We start from the raw sequence: 23086 nt of genomic DNA, 5'->3' as shown, positions 1-23086 counted from the left end.
CGATTTTCTCTGGATGTGCTGCTTTAGACGGTGAAATCACCGGGGCATGCATCGCTGGCTGTTATCAGCGCGTGTGGTGGGGCCTCAAACACATGACGCGGCGTGCCTGCTGCGGCCCAGACCGTCTCAAACGCCATCAATCGCGCGTCGTAAAAGGCGCGGATCGGCGAGAGGTGCCCGATGGGGGCCACCCCACCAATGGCAAAGCCGGTTTGGGCACGGATCAGCCCCGCATCCGCTTTGCCTAAGGGTTCGCCAGCCAGTTTTGCGGCTTTTTCGCTATCCACCTGATTGCCGCCTGCGGTTAAGAACAACACAGCTGCGCCGCTGGCCTCGCCTTTAAAGATGATGGATTTGACGATCTGGTCAAGATGGCACCCTGCTGCTTTCGCCGCATCTGCCGCCGTGCGTGTGCCTTCGGTCATTTCCAGAATGTCCACATTCATTTCGGCCGCTTCTAACGCTGCACGCACCCGTTTTAAGCTCTTTGACATGGTCGCCTCTTGTTAAGATCACGACTAACATATGGTCCCATCGGCAAAACAAGCAACCTGATTGTCGCAGGGGTCAGTGGGTGGTTGACCCGCCCGCACCCCCGGCGCATTTTTGGCCTATGATCCATAAACCATTCGCCGCCCGCATCACCCGAACGCCCATCGCTTACGACCCTGATCCCGCGGGCGATATCGCTGCGCAGTTTGGCGATGTTGCTGCTGATGTGCGGGATGTTTTAACGGGGGGGGCTGGGTGCTCTCCTTATTTGAAGGGGTTGATGGAGAAACAGGCGGATTGGTTGCGCGACGCGCTGTCCCAAAGTCCCGAAGCGGCGTTTGCGGGTGCCATGGCGGACATTACTGGCGACAGTGACAGCGCGCTTAGATCCGCACTTCGCATTGCCAAACAGCGCGTTGCCCTTTTGACGGGGTTGGCTGATCTTGCTGGGGTCTGGACCTTGGAAGAGGTCACCGGGGCGCTCACGGATTTTGCTGGATATGCCACCGACACGGCCATGAAGTTTCAAGTGGGGCAAGAGGTGCGCCGCAATAAGCTGCCCGGTGTGAGCGAAGATGACATTGAGACAGCGGGGGGCATGGTGGCGCTGGCGATGGGGAAAATGGGCGCGGGAGAGCTGAATTACAGCTCTGACATCGACCTTATTATGCTCTTTGATGACAGCAAATTCTCGGATGATGATTTTCACGAGGCCCGGTCGAGCTTCATTCGCGCCACCCGCCGGATGAGCGCGATGTTGTCAGAACTGACGGCGGATGGTTACGTATTCCGCACTGATTTGCGCCTGCGACCGGATCCCTCGGTGACGCCGGTCTGTGTGTCGATGGAAGCGGCAGAGCGCTATTACGAAAGCCTGGGCCGGACATGGGAGCGGGCCGCGCATATCAAGGCGCGCCCTTGCGGTGGGGATCTTGCGGCGGGGGAGGCGTATTTGAAACGTCTGCGGCCCTTTATTTGGCGCAAACACCTTGATTTTGCAGCGATTCAGGATGCCCACGACATGCGGTTACGGATCCGGGCACATAAGGGCTTGCATGGCAAAATCACCCTGCCGGGGCATGATATGAAGCTTGGGCGTGGTGGCATTCGTGAGATTGAGTTCTTCACCCAGACCCGGCAAATCATTGCAGGGGGACGTGATGAGAGCCTGCGTGAACGCGGCACCGTGCCGGGGCTCGCGGCCCTTGCGACTGCAAATTGGATCCCGCCTGAGACCGCAGAGATCTTGACGGACCACTACCGTTTCCACCGCGAAGTGGAGCACCGCGTTCAGATGTTTCGCGACGCACAGACCCATAAGCTTCCCTCATCCGATGAGGAGTTTGATCGCTTGGCGCGGATGATGGGCGAGGGGGACACGGACGCGCTTAAGACGCGCATTCACACGGCATTGGACGAAGTTCATGAGGTGACCGAGGGCTTTTTTGCACCCGAGGATGGTGGGAAATCCGTACCAGAGCTTACGGAAAATGAGGCGGAGATTGTCGCAAAATGGGAGAGTTACTCCTGTCTGCGATCCTCGCGCGCGGTTGAGATTTTTAACCGGCTAAAACCTGATCTACTGGCGCGGCTGGCCGCAGCCCCAAGGCCACATGATGCGCTGATCCAATTTGATGGGTTTCTAAAGCGTTTGCCCGCTGGTGTTCAGCTGTTTTCCCTGTTTGAAGCCAACCCAACGCTTGTGGATTTGATCGTTGATATCGCCGCCACGGCCCCAGCGCTTGCGGCCTATTTGGGTCATAATGCGCAGGTGTTGGACGCGGTGATTGGTGGGGGATTTTTTGAACCTTGGCCGGGGGCAGATGCGCTGCTTCATGGTCTTTCGACCCGTTTGAAAGATGCGCCCGATTACGAGGCGAAACTGGACACAACCCGGCGTTGGATGAAGGAATGGCACTTTAGGATTGGGGTGCATTTTTTGCGTGGTTTGGTGGATGCACGAGAGGCTGGGCGGCAATATACCGACCTTGCGGATGCGGTGATTTCGGGATTGTGGCCCGAAGTTATTGAAAATTTCTCAACCAAACACGGACCGCCTCCGGGCAAAGGCGCGGTGATTGTTGGTATGGGCAGCCTGGGCGCGCGGTCGCTGTCGGCCACATCAGACCTCGACCTGATTGTGATCTATGACGCCGATGGACAAGATATGTCTGAGGGGCGCCGCCCCTTGGCCACAAAGCCCTATTACGCGCGCTTAACACAAGCCTTTGTGACAGCGGTGTCCGCGCCTATGGCGGAAGGCAAGCTTTATGAAATTGACATGCGCCTGCGCCCCTCTGGTCGGCAAGGCCCGGTGGCGACCTCTATCGAAAGTTTCAAGGAATACCAAAGGGTTGAGGCGTGGACGTGGGAGCATTTGGCCCTAACGCGCGCCCGTGTTGTGGCGGGTCCAAGTGATCTGGCACAAGCCTATGAGGACACGCGACAAGAGGTGTTGTGCTTTGATCGCGACCCCGCCAAGGTCATCACCGATGTGCAGGACATGCGCGAAAAATTGGCTGCGGCCAAAGGCGAAGGACGCGGCGCACTAGAGGCGAAATTGGGCGTTGGGCATTTGCAAGATGTGGAGCTGGTCGCCCAAGCCGCCGCTTTACTGTCGCCAGACACAGCGCGTACCCCAAGTGATCAGATCGCCCAAGGGGTCGCAATTGGATGGTTCTCTGACGCGCAAGGTCAAGCGATGGCGGCCAGTCACGATCTAATGTGGCGTATGCAGGCAGCGTCAAAACTGCTCAGCGATGCGCCATTGGATCTTGAGGATGTGGGGCAGGGTGGGCAGGATTTACTGCTGCGTGAAACTGGGGCGGAAAGCGAAGATGATCTTATTCGCGATCTGCAGCAGAAGGCAAAACTGGCGGCTGCGGCGATTGAACAAGTGCTCGCGGCGCCTCCGTCCTAAGGACACAAAAGGTGTTCAAAGTGGGGGAAAGGGAAGAAAAGATGAGCGATATGATTGCAGAAATCGACAAACGCGGGCTGATCAAAGACAGCTATTTGATTGAGGGTATTCGGGTAGAGGAATGCCGGTCAATTTTTCTGGACTGGGCGCTGTTTGAAGATCATGAGATGCCGCAGGCCGAGCGGATCAAGTTGCTGATCGAAGCTTATGGAAACGCCGCGCCCGACCATCCCATGACCGGCGTGTTGCAAGCGGCCCTAGACGCGCCGGAAGGCGAGGCGAAACGGCGAGGTGGGCGAAAGTCACGGGTTATCGGCGGTTAATAGCCCGGCGCAACATGGCCCTTTCAACGTTTTTTGAATTCACGGTTGATCTCACCAATACGCACCTTGGCGGTCTCATCCAAATGCACCGCGTCAGTTGTGGTCTGTGAATGTAACGGCACATCTACGTCACGCGCAAAGCTCTGTTCTGCGGTGGCGACAATGTGGGGGAGGTTGCTTAGCACAAGCTCGGCGCTGGCGCGTGGAAAACGCCCTAAATCTGCCCAAAACACATTTTGGTAAGTAAACTTCAATTCGCATTGCGGATTGGGGAATGCCCTAAATGTACTGCAACTTAGCCGCCCTAGAATTTTCCCCTGCGAATAAACCACAAACACATCCCCGTTGTTTTGCTCGTTAGGCGGAAAGGCAAACAGGCAGCGACTTGGTTCGTTTGGTAGCAGTGAAATATACCAATCACTTGTCAAAGAAGCGGCTGCAGTGGCACTGTACCAATCGCGAAACTCCGTAAATACTTCGGGTGTACATTTCCATTGGTCTATATCTCGATTTGACCAATACCATGCCACATTAACATAGCTATAAGGCAAGCCTTCCAGACCTAACTGGACCGCCTTTTCCTGTGGGTACTCAAATGGCCCCTGAAACAAAATTGTTCTCATCTTTCCACAGGGGAGTTTATCGGGGTTTGGAATGCAGCCGGGCAAAAGGTCCTTCATGGGAATGTCGCGACGAACGCTCACGCGCGGCGATCTCTCTTCAAGAGATTTTGCAACCCCTGTCTGCCCAGATATGGCGAGGTCCGGTAGGCCACAAACGACAATAAACAGCCACAGCCGCGTATGTCTTGCAGCGCGTTTGAACATCAAATCTCATCACGCGGGCGCAGCATCAACCAGATCAGCGACGCGCCAGCCAGCGCCAAGAAGGGCACCATGGCGAGGTTCACGGCGGACCAGCCCTCAACCGCGCTGCCGCCAGAACAGTTCATCAAACCGCCCGAGGCCAAGGACGCCACAGTCACACAACCAAACACGATCATATCGTTCATGCCCTGTACGCGGCCGCGTTCTTCTGGCGCGTGGGCGCCGGACAGCATCGTGGTGGCGCCAATAAAGCCAAAGTTCCAACCAAGGCCCAGCATGACGAGCGCGAGAAAGAAGTTCTCAAGCTCAACCCCTTGCAGGGCAATAATGCCGGCAAGGCCAAGGATGGTCAGGCCCAAAGCGATCACCTTTCGGGTGCCAAAGCGGGCAATCAAATGACCGGTGAAAAAGCTGGGAATGAACATTGCCAGCACATGTGCAGTGACAATATTCCCGGCCATATCGGTTTCAAACCCACAGCCAACCACCGCCAGTGGGGTTGAGGTCATCACCAGGTTCATCAACGCATAAGACACCATGCCACAGATGATCGCGACGGCAATCACCGGGTCACGCAACAACTCTAACCGAGTGCGGCCTTTGGGGGCATCTGCGTGGGGTTTCTCAGGCTTTGGAATGTCTAGCCCAAAGAACAGGAGCGAGCCAACAAGGTTGATGCCGATCACCGCCACATACGCCCCCATAAAGGGAACCACCATCATGTCATTGGTAAGGTTGAAAAGCTGCGGGCCTATCACGGCCGCGGCCAGCCCCCCGGCCATCACATAAGAAATCGCCTTGGGGCGGAACTCAGGCGTGGCGGTGTCGGCGGCGGCAAAGCGGTAAAACCCCTGTGCCGATTGATAAAGCCCCATGATGAAGGAGCCGACAAGGAACAGGGTGAAATCGGCTTGAGACAGCGCATATGCACTGATTGCCGCCCCCACGGATCCGCCGAGTGTTCCCAGCCAAAAGCCAATACGACGGCCAAAGGTCTGCATCACCCAGCTGACCGGGTTTGCCCAAAACATCGACCCGCCCACCATCAGCGAGATTGGCAAGGTCGCCCAGCAAATGTTAGAGGCTAAAGACTGCCCCGCAAGCCCCGCCATGGTGAAAATCATCGGCATCTGCGCCCCAAGAATGGCCTGCGCCAATACAAGGATGGTCACATTGCGCTTTGCGCGGCTGTTGTCAGCGGGAAGGGCGTTCATATGCGTCATGCTGCATCCGTATCCGTCGTTTCACCTGTGCACCAATCAAATTTCGTGATGCAGGGGATTGGTCTTGCTTATGGCGCATCTTTGTCGATGAGATGGGCATAGCTGCCCGACACGTTGCCTTGGATCAATCCCATCGGCACAAGGGTCTGACCTTCGGCATCTGTTGCCTCAAACAACGGTGTACCTTCAGCACGTAATATGGTGGCGTAGTGGAACTCATGCGCGTTCCACACCCCCTTAAAAGGGCCATCATGGGCGATGACTTGACGATACCCCAAATGCAATTTTCGGGTGGCAAAGCTGGTCTCCAATGCCAAGAGACCCAACATGTCGTGGGAAATTCCCTCTTTGTCTACAATGGTTTGTCCAAGGGTCATAAACCCCCCGCATTCGCCATAAATCGGACAAGTGGCGCCACGCATCCCCGATTTAAACGTCTTGGCCGCAGCCAATTGGGCCGCGTGCAATTCAGGATAGCCACCAGGTAGAAAAATGAAATCAGCGTCAGGATCTGGCGCCTCATCCGCAAGCGGTGAAAAGGGCAAAACCTCAGCCCCTGCCGCGCGCCAATCGGCCAGAATATGCGGATAGGCAAAGGCAAAAGCGCGGTCATGTGCCACAGCGATCCGCGATCCGGGCGGGGTCAGTTGTGGGGCTTTGCCTGCCGTGGGCAGCGGCGCCGCCAGCGACGTTAATGCCTCAAGATCAACCGCTTCCGTGACGGCCGCGCCAACCCGGTCGAGATAGGCTTGTAAATCGGGGTGCTCTCCCGCCTGTACCAATCCCAGGTGACGTGACGGGTGGGTCATTTGATCCTGACGATACACCGCGCCCAGCACAGGCAGGTTGATACGGGCCATGGCTCCGCGCAGCATCGCCTCATGTCGGGCGCTGCCGATTTGGTTCAGGATCACGCCAGCCACCCGGACATCAGGGTCATGGGCGGCAAATCCCGCCACCAAGGGTGCCAGGGATTGTGCCATCCGGGCGCAATCCACCACCAGCACAACCGGCAGGTTCAATTGGCGCGCAAGGTCCGCCGTGGCGCCTTTTCCAACAGGCGGAGCGCCGTCAAAAAGACCCATCGCCCCTTCGATGATCAAGAGATCGTCGCCCGCACTCGCTTCGGCATCGTCACCGGATGTCGCCAGGCGACGCAGACGATCTGGCGACATCGCCCAAGCGTCCAAATTCACACATTCCCGCCCGCAAGCGGCGGCATGAAAACGGGGATCAATGTAATCGGGGCCTGATTTTGCCCCGCGCACTGCCACGCCTTGATTGGTCAATGCGCGTAAAATACCAAGGGTAAGTGTGGTTTTTCCCGACCCGGAGGAGGGCGCCGCGATGATCAAACCGCGCGATGTACCAGTGTATGGCATCACCGATCCTCGGCGGGGCGACCACGCCCCAATGGGTCTGTGTTACGTGGTGGCTCCCCTCGGGCAATGGCCTGCCAATCCAGCGCCTGACGCATCATTGTCGCGCGGCCAATACAGATGATGGCAGGTGGGCCAAACCCCTGGGCCTCTGCATCTTCGACACAGGTGCCAAGCGTGGTTTCCAGCACTTTTTGTTCAGGCGTTGTGGCGTTTGAAACGATCGCCACAGGCTCCTCCTCGGGCCGGTTTGCAGACAGCAGCGCAGACCGAATGCGGTCCAGATGTTTCATGCCCATATAGATCACAAGCACCTGGGATCCTTTGGAAATCGCGGCCCAGTCAAGCGAGCTGGGCGTGGCCCCTGATTGATCATGCCCGGTCACAAAGGTCACGGATTGGTTCACATCGCGGTGCGTCACAGGGATGCCCGCATAGGCCAACCCGCCAATGCCCGCCGAGATGCCGGGAATGATGCGAATGGGGATGTCGTGTTGCACAAGGGTCTGCCCCTCTTCGCCGCCACGCCCAAACACAAAGGGATCGCCACCTTTCAGGCGCAACACGCGTTTGCCCGCGCGGGCGTAATCCACCAATTGCAGCGAAATATCACGTTGCTTGGCCGATGGCTTGCCGCCGCGTTTGCCTGCATAGACAATTTCGGCGTCCGGGCGCGCCCAGTCCAGAATAACTTTTTGCACCAGCGCGTCATAGACAATCACATCCGCCTGTTTCAACGCATTTAATGCATGCAGCGTCAACAGGCCGGGGTCACCGGGGCCAGCCCCCACCAACCAAACCCAGCCGGGTTTAAACTCAGGCCAGTCAGAGGCGGGCCAGTCAGAGGCGGGAAGCGCGGGTGCATATGTGTGTGTCTCTTGCATGCCTGCCTTATAGGCGGCGTCGCGGGCGTGGGAAAGTCAGGTTGCGACATTTGGCGAAAAACCTGCGAAGCGTTTGGGGCAAATAAGGTCGCAAACGTTTGGCAAAGCGCGTGAAAGGGTGATTGGCGGCGGCCGGTCGCGGGGCTATAGTCGCCCGGATGACATCACCTGACGCCCCCCAATTGCGCCGTGGCTGGACCACGGGTGCCTGTGCCACCGCCGCCACTTGTGCTGCGATTGAACGGCTGTGGGGGGGCGCGTTTCCAGAGCGTGTTGTGATTACCTTGCCAAAAGGTGAAACCCCTGAGTTTGCGTTGGACATAACCCGACACGGTGAAAACTGGGCCGAGGTGGGGGTGATAAAAGACGCAGGCGACGACCCGGATGTAACCCATGGTGCGCTCATCCTGTCGCGCGTCAGCAGCGGCCAACCCGGGCAAGGCATTCGCTTCCTGGCGGGGGTGGGCGTGGGGATGGTCACCAAACCGGGGCTGCCAATCCCAGCGGGCGAACCCGCGATCAATCCAGTGCCGCGCCAGATGATTACCGGCGTGATCGAGGCCGCGAGTGAGCGATTTGGTCGCGCCCCCGATCTTGATGTGACAATTTCTGTGCCAAATGGTGAGGCGCTTGCGCAAAAGACATGGAATCCCCGACTTGGAATCGTCGGCGGGCTGTCAATCCTTGGCACCACAGGCATTGTGCGCCCGTTTTCTTGTGCGGCGTGGATTGCATCCATTCACCGCGGCATTGATGTGGCCCGCGCGACGGGATTAACTCATGTCGCGGGCTGTACCGGCGCCACCTCCGAAGCAACGGTTCAGGGGCTTTATGATCTTAGCGAAGGGGCCATGATTGATATGGGCGATTTTGCCGGGGGCATGTTGAAATATCTCGCCCGTCACCCGGTGGATCGTGTCACGGTTGGTGGTGGTATCGGTAAGCTGACCAAATTGGCCCAAGGGGCGCGGGATTTGCATTCCGGGCGCAGTCAGGTGGATTTTGATCTGTTGGCAGAATGGTTGGGCGATGAGACTGTTCGACATATGAATACTGCCCTTCAAGTTCTTGAAAAGCATGGAAAATACATGTCTCAAATGGTTGCAGGCAGGGCTTTGGATCAGGTTCGGTTTTTCCTGCGTGATGCGCCATGTGTGCCAGATGTCGTGGTGATTGACCGCAACGGCGCGGTCATTGCGCGGGCAAAATGAACGGCGGGTTAAAGATCCTTTTGCTGGCCGGAACGGCAGAGGCGCGGGGGGTGGCGAAAGGCCTGGTACAAGCGGGCCATCAGGTTGTGGCCTCTTTGGCGGGGGTGACTGCGGCACCAAAATCGCTGGTTGTTCCTACCAGACGCGGTGGGTTTGGCGGGCGACAGGCGCAGGTTGAGTATATGCGCCGCGAAAGCTTTGATATGCTGATTGATGCGACCCATCCATTTGCAAAAAAGATCCCCCACCGCAGCCATGAAATTTGCCAGGAACTGGCGCTCCCCTATCTGCGTCTTAATCGTCCAGAATGGGCGCCGAACCCGGATGAGATCTGGCACCCTGTTGCAACGGTTGAGGAATTGTCATCCCTTATGCCCTTGGGAGAAAAGGTTTTTTTAACAACCGGTAGCCATAGTCACGATATTGCACAGGCGCTGCCGGGGCGGGTGCTGTTTTGTCGGCGCATAGAGGCGGGACCAGAGCCATTTCCCCTGTCTGGGGGATGGGTCATCGGGCGCCCTCCATTTTCTAAGGATGCGGAAACCACCCTGTTTCATGAGCTAGGAATCACTTGGATCGTGGCGAAGAACGCGGGTGGGGCCACGCGCGCAAAGCTGGATGCCGCGCGCGCGCTGGGGCTGTCTGTGGCGATGATCGACCGGCCGCAAGGCCCCGATGCGCCAACCGTGGAGAATGTGGCTGACGCCTTGACCTGGGTGGCGGAATTGGTGGAGCGTCAGAATGGATGAACGTGTGATCCTTGGCCCAGATTGTTTGCGCGAAGGGGCCAATTGGTTGGTTGGGCAAGACGCACGATTTTTGCAGGTGATTGAGGCGATTGACGAAATTCCACTTCGCCTGCGCGGGGATGGGTTCGAGGCGCTGTTTTCCGCGATCATCGGCCAACAGGTTTCAACCGCCTCCGCCGCTGCGATTTGGACCCGGATTGAGGGGGCCGAGATGACCGCGGCTGACCGCGTGGCTGCGGCCAGTGACGCCGATTTGGCCGCGTTGGGCCTGTCGCGGCCAAAGATTAAATATGCACATGCGCTGGCGCGGGCCGGTATTGATTACCCGGCCTTACGGGGCATGCCCACAGATGAGGTGATGAAAATCCTGACCGCTGTGTCGGGCATTGGCGAATGGACCGCCGAAATTTATGCCCTGTTTTCATTGGGTCGTGCCGATGTTTTTCCAGCTGGGGATTTGGCCCTGCAAGAGGCGGCGAAAGTGCTGTTTTCATTGCCTGCGCGCCCAACCTCGCGCGAGATGCGCGTGATGTCTGACGCGTGGTCGCCGTGGCGGGGCGTTGCGGCGCGGCTCTTGTGGGCCTATTACCGCACTATCAAAAAGAGAGAAGGGATCCGTTGATGACTCGCATTTTGGATGCAAAACGCCGCGCTGCGGCTTCGGGCACAACCAAATCGGTTGTGGTGTTTTTGCATGGCTACGGCGCAGATGGCGCGGATCTTTTGGGCCTGTCTGACCCGTTGGTTGAGCATATGCCCGACACGGTCTTTATCGCGCCTGACGCGCCTGAAAAATGCGTGAACAACCCGATGGGATATCAGTGGTTTCCTATTCCATGGCTGGACGGATCATCTGAGGAAGACAGTCTGCGCGGGATCGAGATGGCGGATACCGACATCAACAATTTTCTTGATAATGTGCTGAAGGAAGAGGGGATAACCCCTTCGCAACTCATTGTTTTTGGCTTTTCTCAAGGGACGATGTTGTCGCTTCGTGTTTTGCCGCGCCGTGCTGAACCTGTCGCTGGTCTGGTGGCGTTTTCCGGGCGTATGCTTGAGCCGGATGATTTCGCTGATCATGTTGTTTCTAAGCCGCCGGTGTTGCTGGTGCATGGGGATCAGGACGACATGGTGCCGCCTGCTCATTTCACCGAAAGCGGTCAAATTCTTGAGGCCAATGGGTTTGAAACCTATGGCTACATCATGAAAGGCACGGGCCACGGCATTGATATGGAGGGTCTGTCCGTGGCGCTTCAATTCATGCTCGACAAGCTTGGCATTCAAAAGATGCAAATGGGGGATGAAGGCGAAGAGTAACGCTCGTATCCGTCACATCCCTGTCACCTGACCCGATTATGCCTAAGGCAACCCCTTATCTAGGGGGTTGTTTGGTTGGCTATCCCATATATAGTTAACCTATGCGATGGGGCGAAAGCTCTCGCCCCGTTTGGGTCGCGGTGTTTGCCGCGACAGGAAATTGCAGGGCGAGGAAACTGTCACAATGGATGGCGATTTCAGACGAGACAATTGGCGACATACGGTGGGCGAGTTTCGCCCCTTTGTCATGTGGCCAAGTATGACCGTATCTCATGGATTTAAGTTGCAAAGGCGCGTGAATTTCACGCGCTTTTTTATTGCGCCCATCAAGTGTTTTGGCCCGCTGGCCGGGGGGGCATCATGAATGCTATGACACATATGCGCACGCTGGTTTTGAACGCCGATATGCAGCCGCTGAGTTATGCGCCCTTGTCGATCTGGAGCTGGCAAAGCGCTTTGGTCGCTGTGTTGCAAGATCGGGTGATTGAGGTGCGCACCTATGAGGATGTGGTGGTGCATTCCGCCACGCAAGCGTTCGAAGTTCCCTCCGTGATTGCGCTGAAACGCTACCGAAAACGGAAAAACGTCTCCTTTACCCGGTACAACGTGTTCTTGCGCGATGAATTTCGTTGTCAGTATTGTGGCGAGCAATTCGACATCCGTGATCTGACCTTTGATCATGTGGTGCCGCGCAGCAAAAATGGTGGCTCAAACTGGCACAACATTGCCACTTGTTGCGGGGCCGACAATGTGCGCAAGGCCAATCGCACGCCGGAACAGGCGGGGATGAAATTGCGGCGCGCCCCCTATGAACCCACGGCGCATGAACTTGATGCCGTGGCGCGCCGTTTGCCCCATCCGCGTGAAAGATTGCACCGGACTTGGATGGATTTTCTGTATTGGGATACGGAGCTTGAAGGGTAATCACTGATTTATGACATGATAATGTCGCACCGGGCATGACGACGGGCAATGCGCCTGCTAGCGTGGTGAAAACTCTGTGTCATTTCATTTGCACAGGTGAAACAGGAGGATACCATGCCCCGTACATCAGATGACTTTTTCACGCCCATTTCCGGCTTTGTCCTGCCGCGCTTTGCTGGCGTGCCAACCTTTATGCGCCTGCCGCATGTGGATTTTGATCATCCCCGGTTTGGTGATGTCGATATCGGTTTGATCGGCGCGCCGTGGGATGGGGGCACCACAAATCGTCCCGGTCCGCGCCATGGTCCCCGGCAATTGCGTGATATGTCGACGATGATCCGCGCGCAAAATGGGGCCACGGGCGTGCGCCCCTTTGAGGCGATGAACTGTGCTGATCTGGGGGATTTCGCACCGAACCCGGCGGATGTCATGGACAGCTTGCAACGCATGACCGCGTTTTACACACGGGTAAAAACGGCGGGGATTCGGCCATTGACGGGCGGAGGGGATCATCTGTGTACCCTGCCGATTTTGCGCGCGCTGGCCAAGGATGGCCCTGTCGGCATGGTGCATTTTGACAGTCATACGGACCTGTTTCATTCGTATTTTGACGGTACAATGTACACCCACGGCACCCCGTTTCGCCGTGCCGTGGAAGAGGGGCTATTAGATCCCAAGCGGGTGGTGATGATCGGCATTCGCGGCACCGCATATGACAGCGAGGATCGGGATTTTGCCGAGTCTGTGGGCATTCGTGTGATCGGGATTGAGGAGTTTCACACGCGCGGTGTCGAAGATGTCATGGCCGAAGCTCGTGGTATCGTCGGATCCCAGGAAACCTATGTCAGCTATGATATTGATTTTGTTGACCCGGCCTTTGCCCCTGGCACGGGGACGCCCGAGGTGGGGGGACCAAATTCATATCAAGCGCTTCAGGTGGTGCGTGAATTGGCTGGCTTGAATATTATTGGCGCGGATCTGGTAGAGGTGTCGCCCCCGTTTGATGCCTCGGGCGCCACCGCGTACCTTGGGGCGTCGATCATGTTTGAACTGTTGTGTGTCATGGCGCCAAAACCCTGATATATATACGTTAAAATGGAGGGCGGGGGTTTGATCCTTTGCCCGTCCAAAGCTATGCTAGACTTTGATTGCGCGGTGGGGTAAGTACGCGGGCAACAGGAAGCGTTAGCGCTAACATCAAATGGAGAGAACCATGGCTTCGCGTGTCATTCCAGTAGACCCTTTTGATTTGGTGATCTTCGGGGGGACCGGGGATCTGGCCCGCCGCAAGATCCTGCCCGGTTTGTACCGGCGCTTCAAACATGGGCAAATTCCACCTGACGCGCGCATCATCGGTGCGGCGCGTTCTGATATGACCACCAAGGAATTTCGCGATTTCGTGGAACAATCGGTGCGGGAATTCGTGCCGAAACAGAAATGTGACCCCAAAATCCTGACCCCCTTTCTCGACAGCCTGTCTTATGTGGCGGTGGATGCGTTGGGGGATCAAGGGTGGGGCGATCTTGCGGGGCTGATGCGCCCGGATGTGGTTCAGGCGTTTTACTTTTCCGTTGGCCCGAGTCTGTTTGGCCCCATTGCTGAGCGCCTGAAATCAAACGCAATCGCCGGTGATGAAGCACGCATTGTTGTGGAAAAACCCTTTGGCCATGATTTGGACAGTGCGCGCGACCTCAATGCCACTTTGGCACAGCATTTCACCGAACATCAGATTTATCGGATCGATCATTATCTGGGGAAAGAAACGGTGCAGAACCTGATGGCGCTGCGCTTTGGAAATATGTTGTTTGAACCGCTTTGGAACGCGCAATATGTGGATCATATCCAGATCACCGTGGCCGAAACCGTTGGTGTGGCCGGGCGGGGCGCCTATTATGACCGCTCAGGGGCGATGCGGGATATGGTTCAAAACCATTTGATGCAGCTGTTGTGCCTCACCGCGATGGAACCGCCATCAAAATTTGATCCCGACGCGGTGCGCGATGAAAAGTTAAAAGTCATCAGGGCGTTGGACCCGGTCGAGCCGGACGATCTGGTGCGCGGACAGTATCGCGGAAACGATGACATCGCGTCCTATATTCAGGATGCCGAGGCGACGGACAGCCAGACCGAGAGCTTTGTGGCGATGAAGCTGCATATCTCAAACTGGCGATGGAACGGCACGCCGTTTTACCTGCGCACCGGAAAACGTCTGCGCGCGCGCATGTCCGAAATTGTGGTGCGCTTTAAAGAACCTCCCCATTCGATTTTTGAAGAGGACACCGGCCAGACGGCAAATGAACTTTCGATTCGCCTGCAACCGAACGAAGGCATGGATCTGAAGGTGACGATCAAAGAACCGGGGCCGGGGGGCATGCGTCTGATCGACGTGCCGCTGGATATGACCTTTGCCGAAGCCCTTGGGGAAGAGGTCGCCGACGTGCCAGACGCCTATGAACGGCTGATCATGGATGTGATCCGTGGCAACCAGACGCTGTTTATGCGCGGGGATGAGGTCGAGGCCGCATGGGCGTGGACAGATCCGATCATCGAAGGCTGGCAAGACCGGCGCGACACACCCCATGGCTATGACGCGTTTTCATCGGGGCCAGAAGAGGCGTTGATGTTGTTGCATAAAGATGGCCGTCGCTGGCGGGAGTTGCGCGAATGAACCTGAGAGAATATCCCGACCAAGACATGATGATGCTGGATCTCGCGGATGTCATCGCCTCTGAATTGGTGTCCGTTCTTGATCACAGTAAAACCGCGAGCCTGGCGGTGCCGGGGGGCACCACGCCGGGGCCGGTTTTTGACGCGCTTTGCGCCGCTGACCTGGATTGGGCGCGGGTGAATGTGATGCTGACCGATGAGCGTTGGGTGCCTGAAAGCAATCCGCGTTCGAACACCGCTTTACTGCGGAAACGGCTTTTGACCAACCGCGCGGCGGCGGCCAATCTGGTGCCGCTTTATCGGGCTGGACCGTTGGACGATGCGGCTTTAACCACGCTGTCCCAAGGGGTTGAGGCGAAATTGCCCCTGTCGGTGGTTTTGCTTGGCATGGGCGAAGACATGCACACGGCCAGCCTGTTTCCGGGCGCGGACAATCTGACCAAAGCGTTGTCGCGCAACGCGCCAGCGGTGCTGTCCATGCAAGCCGAAGGCGCGGGCGAGCCTCGGGTGACGTTGAGCGCACGGGCGATCAATTCCGCGCTGAGCAAACATCTTGTGATAAAAGGGGCCGCAAAACGAGCCGCCCTGGCCGGCGCACTTGAGGCCGATGACGCGCAGGACGCGCCGGTCAAGGCGGTGCTGCAAGACATGAACGTCCATTGGGCGGAATGAGGAAAATATGAGTTTTGAAACGCTGGCCGCACATTGGGCCGATATTCAACCCCGCCGTATCGAGGATTTATTTGAGGATCCAAAGCGGGCAGGGGCGTTTTCCACCCAAGCGGAAAATATGCTCTTTGACTGGTCGAAAACCACGCTGGATGATCGGGCTGTCACGCTGCTGTTGGACTTGGCGCAAAAGGCGGGGTTGACCGACCGGCTAGAGGCGATGTTCTCAGGCGAGGCGATCAACGAAACCGAAGGGCGCGCGGTGTTGCACACGGCTCTTCGGGCATCAACCGCGCGAAAGATTATCGTCGAGGGCAAAGATGTGATCCCTGGCGTGCAAGACAGCCTGAAGCGGATGGGGGATTTTGCCGTTCGGCTGCGAAAAGGGCAGGTGCGCACGCCGTCGGGCGGGCGTTTCACGGATGTGGTGAATATCGGCATTGGCGGATCTGATTTGGGTCCCGCTATGGCGGTTCGTGCTTTGTCACCCTACCATGACGGCCCGCGTGTGCATTTTGTTTCTAATGTCGACGGCGCGCATATTGCCGACACATTGGCGGGTTTGAACCCGGCTGACACGCTGGTCATTGTGGCGTCAAAAACATTCACGACAATTGAAACCATGACCAACGCCGAAACTGCACGCAAATGGATTGCGGCGCAGGTGGGCGAGGCGGCGGCGGGGCTGCATTTTGTGGCCTTGTCCTCTAACGAAGAAAAGACCGGCGAATGGGGCATCGCGCGCGAGCGGGTCTTTGGGTTCGAAGACTGGGTTGGCGGGCGTTATTCCATGTGGGGGCCCATTGGTCTGTCACTGATGATCGCAATTGGGCCTGATCGGTTCGGTGACATGCTGGATGGTGCGCGAGCGATGGACACCCATTTCCGGTCTGCCAAGGGGCGCGATAATATGCCCTTGATGCTGGCCCTGGTTGGACTGTGGCATCACCAGATTTGTGGATATCCTACCCGCGCAGTTTTACCTTATGATCAAAGGCTTGTACGTCTTCCTGCCTATCTGCAACAGTTGGAAATGGAAAGCAACGGCAAGCGGGTTGCGATGGACGGCACGCCGTTGTCCGTTGTGTCAGGCCCGGTTGTCTGGGGCGAACCCGGCACCAATGGGCAGCATGCGTTTTATCAGCTGATCCATCAGGGCACGGAGATTGTTCCGTGTGAATTTATGTTGGCGCGCGAAGGGCATGAACCTGAGCTGGCTCATCAACACCGTCTGCTTGCCGCCAATTGCCTTGCGCAGTCACAGGCGTTGATGGTTGGGCGATCGGTTGAGGTCGCGCGTGATTTGATGGAGAAGGCCGGGTTAAAGGGCGATGAGTTGGAGCGCCAAGCTGCGCACCGCGTTTTTCCCGGCAATCGTCCCTCGACCACATTGCTTTACAACAAGCTGACCCCGCGGATGTTGGGGCAGATTGTGGCGCTTTACGAGCATCGCGTGTTTGTTGAGGGGGTGATCCTTGGGATCAATTCCTTTGACCAATGGGGCGTCGAATTGGGCAAGGTTTTGGCAACCGCATTAGAGCCGGTCCTGAACGGCGAAGCGTCCCCAGCAGATCTTGATGGGTCTACCCAGCAACTTGTTGATTATTTAACGTAAATCCTGTCCAAAGGGCTATGCGGACACCGGGTCGGCCGTTGGGATGTCGGTTTCCAGACGGTCCAATGCGTCATAGACCCGTTGGCGAATGTCACGGGATTCCATCAAAACTTCATGCTCTGCTCCGGGCACCAAAACCAGCTCGCCATTGGACCATTTTGCCATGTGGTTGTGGATTGGGCCGGGTTGCACGATGCGTTCTTGCGTGCCTAAAAAGCTCACCGCTGGCGTGGCTGGGGCGGGGCGGGACATCAGGTCCTGTGTCTCGCGCAGCGCGGCATAAAGCCAGCCGACAGTTGGCCCACCCAAGGTCAGTTCGGGATGGGCCTTGGCCTGATCCGCCATATAGGCATACATCTCGGGATCAGTGGTTAACATATTGTCTTCAAATGGGGAAATCGACAGATAGGTTTCGCGTTTGGTGCCGGGACAGAGAGAGGTTGCCAAGGGTGTTTTATGGAGCGCCCAAGCCAGGCTCCAGGCAATGGGGCGCAAGGGCGGGGCCATGGAAATGCCCCACATGGGCGCCGAAAAAATCGCAGATTTCACCGGGAGCCCATTATACAACGAGCGCAGGCCAATACAGCCGCCCATGGAATGTCCCAACACCGTCCATGGCTCGGGTAAGTTCAGCTTGCGGCCTAGATCAACCATCGCGTCCACATCAAGCTGATACTCGTCAAAGTGCCCCACATGCCCCAGCACGCGTTCTTGATCAGGGCGATCGGCCAACCCTTGCCCGCGCCAGTCGGCGGTCAGGACATGGTAGCCAAGCGCGCAAAGATCCGACGCGATCAGCCCATATTTCTCGATATATTCCGTGCGGCCGGGAAAGAGTAAAATGGTGCCGCGCGACGGGGAGGATGGATCCGCCCCGTTGCTTGAGTTCGGCCAGTGCCCCATGCGCAAGCGCACCCCATCAGACGCGGTCACCCAATAGGCCTTGCCGGTGTCAGGGCCTTTGGTGATTTCATGAAATAGTGGGGCATCTTGCATTTTGGTCACTTTTCGTCGTTTTTCATAAGATTGTTCGGGGGGTTATCCCAAAACGGCCCCCAACTGCATCGCCAGGCCCATGTTGCCTTCGACGGTCAGTTTACCGGTCATAAAGGCAGTGGTCGGGTTCAGATTTCCGGCCATCATATCTTCGAACACGTCAGGCGCCGCAGTCAGGGTCACGTCGGCGTCGTCGTCGCTTGCGCGGGCGCCATCGCCATCCACGACAATGCCGCCTTCGCCTTCGATCACGAATTTTGCGGATCCTGCATCAAATCCACCTGACATTTTTTCATTCAATGCGGCCACTGCCGCGGTGATCACGTCGCTCACGTGTCGTCCTCCTGTTAGGCCCAGATTGGGCGATGTGTAGGTGCAGAATGCTAACGCATGCTTTACGCGGACGTAAACGGGTATTCTACTTATTGACGTATGGGAAATTTCACACCTCGCGCCTGACGGGAGTGATGTGATGCCCATTGCCGCCATGGCTGCGCTGGCGTTAGGATTGGGTATGAAACACCACATCCTCTCTTGCATCATTGTCGTGTCGCTTGTCGTATCTGGTGCGGTACGTGCAGAACCGCGCGATGAATTATCTTCGCTTTTAGCGCAGTTAAAACAGGCAGATGACAGCAATTGGCAGGTTCTGGAGCGTGAGATTGAAACCCGGTGGTCCCACTCTGGTTCTGATGCGATGGATCTGTTGCTTCAACGTGGCAGACAGGCGTTGGAGCGTGACGATGTCGAAGCGGCGCTGGACCACCTTTCGGCCCTCACTGATCATGCGCCGAATTTCGCCGAAGGGTGGCACGCGCGCGCCACTGCGCAGTTTGTGGCGGGGCGGTTGGGGGTCGCACTTGATGATCTGGCTCATGCGTTGTCTCTTGAACCGCGTCATTTTGGGGCGATTGAGGGGCTAGGCGTGATTCTGGAAGAGTTGGGCGACCCAAGGCGCGCCCTTTTTGCGTATCAGCAAGTCCTTGCTATACATCCGCAAAGCCCAGACGTAAAAGAGGCGGTGGCGCGGTTGCGTGCGGCGCTGAGTACCGATCTTTAACCTGAACCATAACCGCAAATAGGGCAGACCGATGGTATCCGATACGGCGCGTGCAGGCACGCGGATCACAGCGGTTCTTGGGCCGACCAATACGGGAAAAACCCATTATGCGCTGGAACGGATGCTGGGCTATCGCACCGGGGTGATCGGCCTGCCGCTGCGCCTTTTGGCGCGTGAGGTCTATGACAAATTGGTTGCGATCCGGGGTCCCAATGCGGTCGCGCTGGTTACGGGCGAGGAACGTATCGTGCCGGACCGTGCGCAATATTGGGTCTGCACGGTCGAGGCGATGCCGCCGGGCATGGGCACTGATTTTGTCGCCATTGATGAGATCCAACTGGCATGTGACCCCGAACGCGGCCATGTGTTCACCGACCGTTTGCTGCATATGCGTGGCACCCACGAGACGTTGTTTTTGGGGTCAGACACCATGCGCGGTGTGATTTCCGCGCTGGTTCCAAAGGTCGAATTTATTCACCGCGAGCGTTTTTCCGAACTGGTGTATGGCGGGTCAAAAAAGATCAGCCGGATGCCGGGGCGTTCCGCGATTGTTGGGTTCTCGGTTGATAATCTTTACGCTGTCGCCGAACTGATGCGCCGCCAAAAGGGGGGCGTGGCTGTGGTGATGGGCGCGCTTAGCCCGCGCACGCGCAACGCGCAGGTTGAAATGTACCAAAACGGGGATGTGGATTACCTGATTGCGACCGATGCAATCGGGATGGGGCTGAACCTCGATATCAACCATGTGGCGTTTTCGGCGCTCGAGAAATTTGACGGTCGACGGATGCGCCCCTTGTTCCCACATGAACTCGCCCAGATCGCCGGGCGTGCGGGGCGCCATATGAACCACGGCTCTTTTGGTGTAACCGGCGAAGCACCGCCGCTGCCTGATGAGGTGGCCGAAGCGATTATGAACCACAGTTTCACGCCGCAGAGAAAGCTGATGTGGCGCAATGCCGATCTGCAATTTGGCACGCCAGAGGCGCTGATCCGGTCGCTGGAAGCAACAAGTCAGAATGAACATTTGACCCGCGCCCGGGACGCCGATGACCTGATTGCGCTGAAATCGCTGACTGCGGACGCAGAGGTGATGGCGCGGGCCACGGATGGCGCTTCGACCAAACTGTTGTGGGAGGTGTGCCGCCTGCCTGATTTTAGGGGCATCAGCCACGGTGAACACGCAGGTCTTGTGACCTCGCTTTTTAACGATTTGCACCAACATGGCGAGATCCGCGAAGATTGGTTTGCCCGGCAGATTAAACGCATTGATCGCAGCGACGGCGACATTGATACATTGTCAAAACGCCTGGCTTTTATCCGCACCTGGACCTATGTGGCGCAACGCCGCGATTGGTTACGTGATGTTGCCCATTGGCGCGGGGCCACGCGTGCTGTAGAAGACCGCCTGTCGGATGCATTACACAATGCATTGACCCAAAGATTTGTTGATCGGCGCACATCTGTGCTTTTGCGCCGGTTGAAGCAGAAGGAGAGCCTCGTGGCTGACGTGAATGACAAGGGTGAAGTGACTGTAGAGGGCCAACTGGTTGGTCGTCTTGAGGGGTTCCGGTTTAGCCAGGATGCCTCGCAAAGCCCGGAAGAGGCCAAAACGCTGCGCGCAGCGGGCCTAAAGGCGCTGGCGCCGGAATTCCACCTGCGGGCGGACCGGTTCTATAATGCACCCGATACCGAGCTGGACTTTACCGAGCAGGGCGGTCTGATGTGGGGCGAACATGCGGTGGGCAAGCTGGTCAAAGGCGACGATGTGATGCGCCCGCGCGTGACCGCGTTTGTTGACGATGAGGCGGGTGAAGATGTTGCTGAGAAAGTGACGCGTCGCTTGCAGCATTTCATTGACCGCAAGGTGGCGGCGTTGTTTGAACCGCTGACCAATATGCAAAAAGACGACGCGCTGACCGGTATGGCGCGCGGTTTTGCGTTTCGGTTGGTCGAAGAGCTGGGCATCATTGCGCGCGATAAAGTCGCCGCTGAGGTCAAGGATTTGGATCAAGAGGCCCGTGGTGCGCTGCGCAAACACGGTGTCCGTTTCGGTCAGTTCACAATCTTTATGCCGCTGCTGCTAAAGCCCGCACCGACCCGTTTGCGCCTTGTGCTGCATTCGCTTTGGACGGATTTGCAGGAATTTCCCGAAGCGCCCCCCGCGGGGCTTGTGACCATTCCTGTGATCGAAGCCGTCGATCCATCGGCCTATCTGTTGTCGGGCTATCGCCCATCCGGCACCCGCGCGATTCGCATCGATATGTTGGAACGCTTGGCCGATCAGTTGCGCACCGAAGACAGTCGCGGTGGATTTGAAGCCAAGGCGGATATGCTGTCAATCACAGGTATGACGCTGGAACAATTTGCCGATTTGATGCAAGGGCTTGGCTATAAGTCTGTGCAAGGCGAGCGGGTGAAGGTGAAAGCTGAAGTCGCAGGTGACGCGGCAATTGCACCGGCCGCTGACGCAGCCCCGGCTGCCGATGTAACACCAGCGGATGACACCCAAACCGATGCGTCAGACGTTTCTGAGGCTCCTGCTGATGCAAGTGCCACAGAGGGTGCCGCCGACACGGCAGCAAAAGCTCCTTCTGCGTCGGATGAAGAGGGATCAGCAAAAGAGGCGCCAGAGATGGAGGTCTTCTTTACCTTCACTTGGGGTGGTTTTAACCGCCGCCAAGGGGGCGGGCAACGCGGTGGACAACGTGGTGAAAACCGCGAAGCCACCGCCGATGGGACCCGTGGCGAGCGCAAGCCTCAGGGGGGCAGGTCGCGCCGTGACGGGGATTCTCCGCGTGGCAAAGGTGGGCCAAAGGGTGGTCCGCGCCGTGGGGGCAAGCCGCCGCAACGCGACAATAAACCCAAGACCTACAGCTCTGGTCCGGCGCATAAGGGCAAGGCCAAGGCCATTGATCCAGACAATCCGTTTGCGGCGCTCCTTGCGCTGAAGGACAAAAAATAAGTGGCGGAAAAGAAACTTGGGGGCGGCGTTGCGGCCCCCAAAATGCGGGCTGATAAATGGTTGTGGCATGCACGGTTTTTCAAAACGCGTGGGCTGGCGACCAAGCTGATCACGGGCGGGCATCTGCGGGTGAACAGTGAAAAGGTGGCCAAAGCGGCCTATCAAATCTGCCCGGGTGACGTGTTGACCTTTGCACAGGGGCGCCATGTACGTGTTGTTCAGATTGTGGATCTTTCGACTCGTCGTGGCCCCGCCCCAGAGGCACAGGCGTTGTATGAGGATTTGTCTCCGCCACCCGCGCGGAACGATATTCCACCAGCCGAGGCCAGCGCGCCAAAATTTGACGGCAAGGGGCGACCAAGTAAGAAAGATCGTCGCAACTTGATGAAAACAAAGCGTGACCCGCTTGATTGATTGCGCCTGCTGAAATAAGTGGGGCATAGTTTAAGGTTTGAGGACACAACATGACCTACGTTGTTCAAGACAACTGCATCGCCTGTAAATACACCGACTGCGTGGAAGTCTGCCCTGTGGATTGCTTCTACGAGGGTGAAAACATGCTGGTGATTCACCCGGATGAATGCATCGACTGCGGTGTATGTGAACCGGAATGCCCCGCAGATGCGATCCGCGCGGATACAGAGCCGGGAACCGAGAAATGGGTTGAATTTAACCGCAAATATTCCGAGCTGTGGCCGGTTATTGTGGAACGCAAAGATCCGTTGCCTGATGCTGAAGAGCTGGACGGTAAAGAGGGTAAGCTGGAAACACATTTCTCAGAGGCACCTGCTGCTGAGTGATTGCGCCTGGCCTCGGGGAATGATGCGTTGCGGGTCGCAGGGTTTTCATTGCGATCCCGCTTGGGCGG

The 23086-nt window shown here is 57.3% G+C and carries 22 protein-coding genes; 15 read left to right on the top strand and 7 right to left on the bottom strand.

The annotated features are described in order from the left end of the window. Positions 1-23: 23 nt before the first annotated feature. Complete coding sequence (locus KKW20_RS15785) at positions 24-494, bottom strand: YbaK/EbsC family protein (protein ID WP_214568873.1); 471 nt, start codon at positions 492-494, stop codon at positions 24-26. A 119-nt stretch (positions 495-613) separates the two neighbouring features. Here KKW20_RS15785 and KKW20_RS15780 point away from each other — a divergent pair, with 119 nt between their 5' ends. Together KKW20_RS15780 and KKW20_RS15775 are read left to right on the top strand one after the other, a co-directional pair. Beyond that, positions 614-3412 (top strand): [protein-PII] uridylyltransferase family protein, encoded by a 2799-nt coding sequence (locus tag KKW20_RS15780; RefSeq protein WP_214568872.1) that lies wholly within the window; start codon positions 614-616, stop codon positions 3410-3412. A 41-nt stretch (positions 3413-3453) separates the two neighbouring features. Then, a complete protein-coding gene (locus tag KKW20_RS15775; protein ID WP_246534650.1) occupies positions 3454-3735 on the top strand; it encodes a hypothetical protein in 282 nt (93 codons plus the stop codon). 23 nt (positions 3736-3758) lie between these two features. On the opposite strand, the gene KKW20_RS15770 is transcribed toward KKW20_RS15775, so the two are convergent. The 4 genes from KKW20_RS15770 to cobA form a co-directional block, all read right to left on the bottom strand. Further along, positions 3759-4562, bottom strand: a complete 804-nt coding sequence (locus tag KKW20_RS15770; RefSeq protein ID WP_214568871.1) for a hypothetical protein — start codon at positions 4560-4562, stop codon at positions 3759-3761. Beyond that, positions 4562-5785, bottom strand: coding sequence for an MFS transporter (locus tag KKW20_RS15765; protein WP_214568870.1), 1224 nt, complete (start codon positions 5783-5785; stop codon positions 4562-4564). Before KKW20_RS15765 ends, KKW20_RS15770 begins: the two co-directional genes overlap by 1 nt. A gap of 68 nt (positions 5786-5853) precedes the next feature. Next, positions 5854-7167 (bottom strand): cobyrinic acid a,c-diamide synthase CobB, encoded by a 1314-nt coding sequence (locus KKW20_RS15760; RefSeq protein ID WP_214568869.1) that lies wholly within the window; start codon positions 7165-7167, stop codon positions 5854-5856. Beyond that, on the bottom strand, positions 7167-8048 hold the full coding sequence (cobA, locus tag KKW20_RS15755; RefSeq protein WP_214568868.1) for a uroporphyrinogen-III C-methyltransferase: 882 nt from the start codon (positions 8046-8048) through the stop codon (positions 7167-7169). Before cobA ends, KKW20_RS15760 begins: the two co-directional genes overlap by 1 nt. A 158-nt stretch (positions 8049-8206) precedes the next feature. Between cobA and KKW20_RS15750 the strand changes: the two genes are divergently transcribed. The 9 genes from KKW20_RS15750 to pgi all read left to right on the top strand — a co-directional run bounded on the left by KKW20_RS15750 (position 8207) and on the right by pgi (position 17200). Further along, on the top strand, positions 8207-9259 hold the full coding sequence (locus KKW20_RS15750; RefSeq protein WP_214568867.1) for a cobalt-precorrin-5B (C(1))-methyltransferase: 1053 nt from the start codon (positions 8207-8209) through the stop codon (positions 9257-9259). Next, positions 9256-10008: a precorrin-6A reductase gene (gene cobK, locus KKW20_RS15745; protein WP_214568866.1), complete on the top strand. Its 753-nt coding sequence runs from the start codon at positions 9256-9258 to the stop codon at positions 10006-10008. The genes KKW20_RS15750 and cobK overlap by 4 nt, the downstream gene beginning before the upstream one ends. After that, positions 10001-10630, top strand: a complete 630-nt coding sequence (locus tag KKW20_RS15740) for a DNA-3-methyladenine glycosylase family protein (RefSeq protein WP_214568865.1) — start codon at positions 10001-10003, stop codon at positions 10628-10630. Before cobK ends, KKW20_RS15740 begins: the two co-directional genes overlap by 8 nt. After that, positions 10630-11325 (top strand): alpha/beta hydrolase, encoded by a 696-nt coding sequence (locus KKW20_RS15735; protein ID WP_214568864.1) that lies wholly within the window; start codon positions 10630-10632, stop codon positions 11323-11325. The genes KKW20_RS15740 and KKW20_RS15735 overlap by 1 nt, the downstream gene beginning before the upstream one ends. Before the next feature lie 360 nt (positions 11326-11685). Then, positions 11686-12249: an HNH endonuclease gene (locus tag KKW20_RS15730; RefSeq protein WP_246534649.1), complete on the top strand. Its 564-nt coding sequence runs from the start codon at positions 11686-11688 to the stop codon at positions 12247-12249. Between the two features lie 114 nt (positions 12250-12363). After that, positions 12364-13329: an agmatinase gene (speB, locus tag KKW20_RS15725; RefSeq protein ID WP_214568863.1), complete on the top strand. Its 966-nt coding sequence runs from the start codon at positions 12364-12366 to the stop codon at positions 13327-13329. A 133-nt stretch (positions 13330-13462) separates the two neighbouring features. Next, on the top strand, positions 13463-14917 hold the full coding sequence (gene zwf, locus KKW20_RS15720) for a glucose-6-phosphate dehydrogenase (RefSeq protein ID WP_214568862.1): 1455 nt from the start codon (positions 13463-13465) through the stop codon (positions 14915-14917). After that, entirely contained in the window at positions 14914-15588 is a 675-nt protein-coding gene (gene pgl, locus KKW20_RS15715) for a 6-phosphogluconolactonase (protein WP_214568861.1), read from the top strand. The genes zwf and pgl overlap by 4 nt, the downstream gene beginning before the upstream one ends. A gap of 7 nt (positions 15589-15595) precedes the next feature. After that, positions 15596-17200 carry a glucose-6-phosphate isomerase gene (gene pgi, locus KKW20_RS15710; RefSeq protein ID WP_214568860.1) on the top strand — a complete coding sequence of 535 codons (1605 nt, stop codon included), beginning with the start codon at positions 15596-15598 and terminating at the stop codon, positions 17198-17200. Positions 17201-17215: 15 nt separating this feature from the next. Here the strand turns inward: pgi and KKW20_RS15705 are convergent, their stop codons facing one another. Beyond that, the gene (locus tag KKW20_RS15705; RefSeq protein ID WP_214568859.1) at positions 17216-18196 is read right to left on the bottom strand and encodes an alpha/beta fold hydrolase; all 981 of its coding nucleotides are present in this window, start codon (positions 18194-18196) and stop codon (positions 17216-17218) included. Between the two features lie 42 nt (positions 18197-18238). Next, positions 18239-18529 (bottom strand): SCP2 sterol-binding domain-containing protein, encoded by a 291-nt coding sequence (locus KKW20_RS15700; protein ID WP_214568858.1) that lies wholly within the window; start codon positions 18527-18529, stop codon positions 18239-18241. Between the two features lie 139 nt (positions 18530-18668). Here KKW20_RS15700 and KKW20_RS15695 point away from each other — a divergent pair, with 139 nt between their 5' ends. Genes KKW20_RS15695 through fdxA form a run of 4 tightly spaced genes read left to right on the top strand, consistent with a single transcriptional unit; the run spans position 18669 to position 23018 of the window. Then, positions 18669-19256 carry a tetratricopeptide repeat protein gene (locus KKW20_RS15695; RefSeq protein ID WP_246534648.1) on the top strand — a complete coding sequence of 196 codons (588 nt, stop codon included), beginning with the start codon at positions 18669-18671 and terminating at the stop codon, positions 19254-19256. A gap of 31 nt (positions 19257-19287) precedes the next feature. Then, on the top strand, positions 19288-22218 hold the full coding sequence (locus tag KKW20_RS15690; RefSeq protein ID WP_214568857.1) for a helicase-related protein: 2931 nt from the start codon (positions 19288-19290) through the stop codon (positions 22216-22218). Positions 22219-22260: 42 nt separating this feature from the next. Beyond that, entirely contained in the window at positions 22261-22632 is a 372-nt protein-coding gene (locus KKW20_RS15685) for an RNA-binding S4 domain-containing protein (protein ID WP_214568919.1), read from the top strand. 50 nt (positions 22633-22682) lie between these two features. Beyond that, positions 22683-23018: a ferredoxin FdxA gene (gene fdxA / locus KKW20_RS15680; protein ID WP_214568856.1), complete on the top strand. Its 336-nt coding sequence runs from the start codon at positions 22683-22685 to the stop codon at positions 23016-23018. The last annotated feature ends 68 nt before the right edge of the window (positions 23019-23086 follow it).

It is taken from the genome of Aliiroseovarius lamellibrachiae, from assembly GCF_018599245.1.
GTDB lineage: Bacteria > Pseudomonadota > Alphaproteobacteria > Rhodobacterales > Rhodobacteraceae > Aliiroseovarius > Aliiroseovarius lamellibrachiae.
The sequence above is the reverse complement of the archived record's forward strand: the minus strand, read 5'-3'. Positions and strand labels throughout refer to the sequence as shown.

Coding starts and splice junctions, on each gene's coding strand:
- KKW20_RS15785 (WP_214568873.1), bottom strand. CDS start 494: ATGTCAAAGAGCTTAAAACGGGTGCGTGCAGCGTTAGAAGCGGCCGAA.
- KKW20_RS15780 (WP_214568872.1), top strand. CDS start 614: ATGATCCATAAACCATTCGCCGCCCGCATCACCCGAACGCCCATCGCT.
- fdxA (WP_214568856.1), top strand. CDS start 22,683: ATGACCTACGTTGTTCAAGACAACTGCATCGCCTGTAAATACACCGAC.
- KKW20_RS15735 (WP_214568864.1), top strand. CDS start 10,630: ATGACTCGCATTTTGGATGCAAAACGCCGCGCTGCGGCTTCGGGCACA.
- KKW20_RS15760 (WP_214568869.1), bottom strand. CDS start 7,167: ATGCCATACACTGGTACATCGCGCGGTTTGATCATCGCGGCGCCCTCC.
- KKW20_RS15770 (WP_214568871.1), bottom strand. CDS start 4,562: ATGTTCAAACGCGCTGCAAGACATACGCGGCTGTGGCTGTTTATTGTC.
- KKW20_RS15740 (WP_214568865.1), top strand. CDS start 10,001: ATGGATGAACGTGTGATCCTTGGCCCAGATTGTTTGCGCGAAGGGGCC.
- pgi (WP_214568860.1), top strand. CDS start 15,596: ATGAGTTTTGAAACGCTGGCCGCACATTGGGCCGATATTCAACCCCGC.
- KKW20_RS15730 (WP_246534649.1), top strand. CDS start 11,686: ATGAATGCTATGACACATATGCGCACGCTGGTTTTGAACGCCGATATG.
- pgl (WP_214568861.1), top strand. CDS start 14,914: ATGAACCTGAGAGAATATCCCGACCAAGACATGATGATGCTGGATCTC.
- KKW20_RS15750 (WP_214568867.1), top strand. CDS start 8,207: ATGACATCACCTGACGCCCCCCAATTGCGCCGTGGCTGGACCACGGGT.
- KKW20_RS15695 (WP_246534648.1), top strand. CDS start 18,669: ATGCCCATTGCCGCCATGGCTGCGCTGGCGTTAGGATTGGGTATGAAA.
- KKW20_RS15685 (WP_214568919.1), top strand. CDS start 22,261: ATGCGGGCTGATAAATGGTTGTGGCATGCACGGTTTTTCAAAACGCGT.
- KKW20_RS15690 (WP_214568857.1), top strand. CDS start 19,288: ATGGTATCCGATACGGCGCGTGCAGGCACGCGGATCACAGCGGTTCTT.
- KKW20_RS15775 (WP_246534650.1), top strand. CDS start 3,454: ATGAGCGATATGATTGCAGAAATCGACAAACGCGGGCTGATCAAAGAC.
- cobA (WP_214568868.1), bottom strand. CDS start 8,048: ATGCAAGAGACACACACATATGCACCCGCGCTTCCCGCCTCTGACTGG.
- cobK (WP_214568866.1), top strand. CDS start 9,256: ATGAACGGCGGGTTAAAGATCCTTTTGCTGGCCGGAACGGCAGAGGCG.
- speB (WP_214568863.1), top strand. CDS start 12,364: ATGCCCCGTACATCAGATGACTTTTTCACGCCCATTTCCGGCTTTGTC.
- zwf (WP_214568862.1), top strand. CDS start 13,463: ATGGCTTCGCGTGTCATTCCAGTAGACCCTTTTGATTTGGTGATCTTC.
- KKW20_RS15765 (WP_214568870.1), bottom strand. CDS start 5,785: ATGACGCATATGAACGCCCTTCCCGCTGACAACAGCCGCGCAAAGCGC.
- KKW20_RS15705 (WP_214568859.1), bottom strand. CDS start 18,196: ATGCAAGATGCCCCACTATTTCATGAAATCACCAAAGGCCCTGACACC.